Genomic DNA, 4,868 nt, shown 5'->3' with positions numbered 1-4,868 from the left:
ATCTTGTTTTTTAAAAATCAAAATCAAAAGATCGCAGCCTTCGGCAGCTCCTACAGGGGGGTTAATGTGCTTCCCCGGCCTTGAGTCCCACCGGCAGTTTCTTGGTCAACAACACCGCCAACATGCTGATCCCCAGCGCAATTCCGACAAAATGAAACGCATCGTTGTACGCCATGATCGACGCCTGCTGATGAGCAATCTCACTGAGCTTGCCCAGCGCCGCGTTTTCGTTGCCCAGCCGATCCGTCAGTGACGCAATACGCTCAGCCACCTGCGGATTGCTCGGCACGATGGATTCGCGCAAGTAATCAAAATAGGTCTTGGTTCGCGCATCCAGCAGCGTCGCGAGGAGGGCAATGCCGATGGCGCCGCCGAGATTGCGCAGGATGTTGAACAGGCTCGACGCCGAACCCGCATCCTGCGGCAGGATGTACGCCGTGGCGATCAACGAAATAGTGACCATGATCAGCGGCTGACCGAGTGCGCGGATGATCTGGATCTGATTGAACTGCGGTCCGGCGAAATCCGGATTCAATACACCCGAAGAAAAACTCGCGAGGCCGAACAAACCGAAGCCCAGCGTGCACAGCCATTTCGGCGACACGTGCTTCATCAGCTTGGGCACCAGCGGAATCAGAAACAGCTGCGGGACGCCCATCCACATGATCACTTCACCGATCTGCAGGGCGTTGTAGTTCTGGATCTGCGCCAGATACAGCGGCAGCAGATAGATAGAACCATACAAGCCGACCCCCATCCCGATACTGGATATGCTCGACAACCCGAAGTTGCGATTGCCGAGGATGCCGAGGTTGATCAGCGGATTGGGCTTGGAAAACTGCACGATCACGAAGGTGATCAGGCTGATCAGCGCAATGCTGCCGAGGGTCACGATCAGGTTCGATTCCAGCCAGTCCTTGCGATGACCTTCCTCCAGAAATACCTGCAAGCAACCGAGGCCGACGCCAAGGGTGACGATGCCGGCGTAGTCGGTGCTTTTCAGCAATTCCCAATGCGCTTCTTTCTTCTCCAGGCCGTACATCAGGCCGGCGATCATGATCAGGCCGGGCGGAATGTTGATGTAGAAGATGTATTCCCAGCCCCAGTTTTCAGTCAGCCAGCCGCCCAGAGTCGGGCCGATGGAAGGCGCGAAAGTAGCGGTCATGGCGAACATCGCCATGCCCTTGGCGCGATGGTGTTCGGGGAGTTTGATCAGCGTGAGGGTGAACGCCAGCGGAATCAGCGCGCCGCCGGTAAAGCCCTGTAAGGCGCGGAAGACGATCATGCTTTCCAGGCTCCAGGCCATGGAACACAGCAAGGACGCGAACAGGAATCCGAGGGACACCCACACCGCCAGCCGACGCGCCGACAGCAACTGAACCAGCCACGCGGTCAGCGGGATCATGATGATTTCCGCCACCAGATACGAGGTGGAAATCCACGAGCCTTCTTCCAGCGTTGCCGACAGTGCGCCCTGAATATCCTTGAGCGACGAGTTGGTGATCTGGATGTCCAGCACCGCCATGAAGGCGCCAAGCATCACACTCATCACCGCAATCCAGTCCCGCCGCGTCGGTTCTCCGACGGGGCGGATCAGTTGATCACCGGCCATCGTCAGCGGCGTCTTTGCTGCTCAATTTGGCGCGTTCGTTTTGCGGGGCGTCCTTGATGTTCACCTTGGCGGTGACCGACATGCCCGGGCGGATCTTGCCGCGCAGCGGGTTGTCTGCGGCGAAGGTCAGTTTGACCGGAATCCGTTGCACGACTTTGGTGAAGTTGCCGGTGGCGTTGTCCGGCGGCAACAGGCTGAACTGCGCGCCCGAGGCGGCGAACAAGCTGTCGACCCGCGCTTCGATCGGCGTATCGCCATAGGCGTCGAAGGTCAGTTCGGCTTTCTGGCCAGGCTGCATATGGCCGATCTGGGTTTCCTTGAAGTTGGCCTGAATCCAGATGTCTTCATCGGGCACGATCGACAGCAGATACGCGCCGGCCTGTACATACTGGCCATTGCGCGCGGCACGCTGGCCGATCAGGCCACTGATCGGCGCGTGGATATCACTGCGGGTCAGGTTCAGTTCGGCCTGGGCCAGATCGGCCTTGGCATTGGCTATCTGCGCGTCGAGTCGTTTGATTTCAGCGGTCAACGCGTTGACTTGCTGGCGTTGCCCCTGAGCATCCGCTTGGGCTTTGGTCAGTTGCGAGCGGGCGATGTGGTTGTCAGCGGAGAGGGTGGTCACGCGCTCCTCAGAGACATAACCAGGCTTGCGCAAGGTTTCGGCGCGGTTCAGGTCGATCTGTGAGCGGCCGAGGCTGGCCTGGCTGGAGGCGACTTGCGCGTCACTGGCGGCAATCAGGCTGGCCTGTTGGGTCAGCTTGCTCTGGGCTTGCAGGCGTTCGGCCTGGCGGGTGGCGAGGGTCGCGTTGGCGCGATCGACGGCGAGGCGGAAGTCATCGCCTTCGAGCCGGATCAGCAACTGGCCTTTCTCGACGTGCTGGTTGTCCTGCACCAGCACCTGATCGATGCGCGCGCCCAATTGGCTCGACACACGGGTGATCTCGCCCTGGACATACGCGTTGTCAGTGCTTTCATAAAACCGCCCTTTAAAGAACCAATGAGCAAAGAAGCCCCCGGCAATCAGCAGGACGAGCAGCAGGAAAATGGACAGGCGACGCTTGAGTTGGGCAGGCATGGGGCAAACTGTAGTCGAGAATATGTAAGGAAAGTTATCAGCAGGCGAATCTGGCATACAGCCGATAAGCGGTAAATGCCCTCGGCTGATATTCGGCCATTCACCGCGCCATAAGGGCGTTACAGACGCAACCTTGGCTTAAATGCCCTGTTCACTGGAGCCGGGCGGGGTCCGCCTGTTACCATTCGCCTCTTGTTTGCACTTCGCTTTTATTCTTTTCGAGACATGCCATGACCACCGTCCGCACTCGCATCGCGCCATCGCCTACCGGGGATCCCCACGTAGGTACCGCCTACATCGCCTTGTTCAACTACTGCTTTGCCAAGCAGCACGGCGGTGAGTTCATCCTGCGGATCGAAGACACCGACCAGTTGCGTTCGACCCGCGAGTCCGAACAGCAGATCTTCGACGCCCTGCGCTGGTTGGGTATCGACTGGAGCGAAGGCCCGGACGTCGGCGGCCCGCACGGTCCATACCGTCAAAGCGAGCGCGGCGATATTTATCAGAAGTATTGTCAGCAACTGGTCGACATGGGCCACGCCTTCCCGTGCTTCTGCACCGCCGAAGAGCTGGACCAGATGCGCGCCGAGCAAATGGCTCGCGGCGAAACCCCGCGTTACGACGGCCGTGCGCTGTTGCTGTCGAAGGAAGAAGTCGCGAGTCGCCTCGCGGCTGGCGAACCGCACGTAATCCGCATGAAGGTGCCGAGCGAAGGCGTCTGCGTGGTGCCGGACATGCTGCGTGGCGACGTGGAAATCCCGTGGGACCGCATGGACATGCAAGTCCTGATGAAGACCGACGGCCTGCCGACGTACTTCCTGGCCAACGTGGTCGACGACCACCTGATGGGCATCACCCACGTACTGCGTGGCGAAGAGTGGCTGCCATCGGCACCGAAACTGATCCTGCTTTACGAGTACTTCGGCTGGGAACAACCGGAGCTGTGCTACATGCCGCTGCTGCGTAACCCGGACAAGAGCAAGCTGTCCAAGCGCAAGAACCCGACCTCGGTGACGTTCTACGAGCGCATGGGCTTCATGCCTGAAGCGATGCTCAACTACCTGGGCCGCATGGGCTGGTCGATGCCGGACGAGCGCGAGAAGTTCTCGTTGCAGGAGATGGTCGATAACTTCGATCTGAAGCGCGTGTCCCTCGGCGGGCCGATTTTCGACATCGAGAAACTGTCGTGGCTCAACGGCCAATGGCTGCGTGACTTGCCGGTGGAAGAGTTCGCTGCTCGGGTACAGAAGTGGGCACTCAACTCCGAATACATGATGAAGATCGCCCCGCACGTACAAGGCCGGGTTGAAACCTTCAGCCAGGTTGCACCGCTGGCCGGTTTCTTCTTCGCTGGCGGCGTGAACCCGGATGCCAAGTTGTTCGAATCGAAGAAGCTCTCGGGCGATCAGGTTCGTCAGTTGATGCAGTTGATCCTGTGGAAGCTCGAAAGCCTGCGTCAGTGGGAAAAGGACAGCATCACCGCGACCATTCAGGCTGTTGTGGAATCCCTGGAGTTGAAGCTGCGTGACGCCATGCCGCTGATGTTCGCGGCGATCACGGGCCAAGCCAGCTCGGTGTCGGTGCTCGATGCAATGGAAATTCTCGGGCCGGACCTGACCCGTTTCCGTCTGCGCCAGGCCATCGACTTGCTCGGTGGCGTGTCGAAGAAAGAAAACAAAGAGTGGGAAAAGCTGTTGGGCAACATTGCTTAACAACGTTTGACCCCATGTAGGAGCTGCCGAAGGCTGCGATCTTTTGATCTTGCTTTCTGGTCGCGCCGAAAAGATCGCAGGCTTCGCCAGCTCCTACGGGCCTGCGTTCTTTCTCCAAACCCCGGATTTTCGGGGGAAGGGCGGTAAGTGGTTGTTATGCCGACAAAAAGTTTTGATTTTTTTCAAAAATAAGTTTGACAGGCTTTCGATACGCCCTTAAGATTCGCCCCGTCCTCAGCGATGACATCAACGATGAGGGGCTATAGCTCAGCTGGGAGAGCGCTTGCATGGCATGCAAGAGGTCGACGGTTCGATCCCGTCTAGCTCCACCAATTTACACTTCAAGGCCTGGCCACACCGGCCTTGAAGCGATCAACACTCAGCGTTGATCAGTTGTATAGAAGGGTTTGCGTCCCCTTCGTCTAGTGGCCTAGGACACCGCCCTTTCACGGCGGTAACAGGGGTT

General features: G+C 58.7%; 3 protein-coding genes and 1 tRNA gene. 2 read left to right on the top strand and 2 right to left on the bottom strand.

The genetic code is table 11. The features are described 5' to 3' along the window. Positions 1–61 precede the first annotated feature (61 nt). Together ACW9JC_RS28740 and ACW9JC_RS28735 are read right to left on the bottom strand one after the other, a co-directional pair. Positions 62–1,552, bottom strand: coding sequence for an MDR family MFS transporter (locus tag ACW9JC_RS28740; RefSeq protein ID WP_457459270.1), 1,491 nt, complete (start codon positions 1,550–1,552; stop codon positions 62–64). Between the two features lie 49 nt (positions 1,553–1,601). Next, entirely contained in the window at positions 1,602–2,690 is a 1,089-nt protein-coding gene (locus tag ACW9JC_RS28735; protein ID WP_457459268.1) for an HlyD family secretion protein, read from the bottom strand. 230 nt (positions 2,691–2,920) lie between these two features. On the opposite strand from ACW9JC_RS28735, the gene gltX reads away from it, so the two are divergent. Beyond that, on the top strand, positions 2,921–4,402 hold the full coding sequence (gene gltX / locus ACW9JC_RS28730; RefSeq protein WP_338585793.1) for a glutamate--tRNA ligase: 1,482 nt from the start codon (positions 2,921–2,923) through the stop codon (positions 4,400–4,402). 256 nt (positions 4,403–4,658) lie between these two features. Further along, positions 4,659–4,734: transfer RNA gene (locus ACW9JC_RS28725), tRNA-Ala, on the top strand. The last annotated feature ends 134 nt before the right edge of the window (positions 4,735–4,868 follow it).

Source organism: Pseudomonas sp. SDO5591_S426 (genome assembly GCF_054070755.1).
Note: the sequence above shows the minus strand (reverse complement) of the source record. Positions and strands in the feature narration are given on the sequence as shown.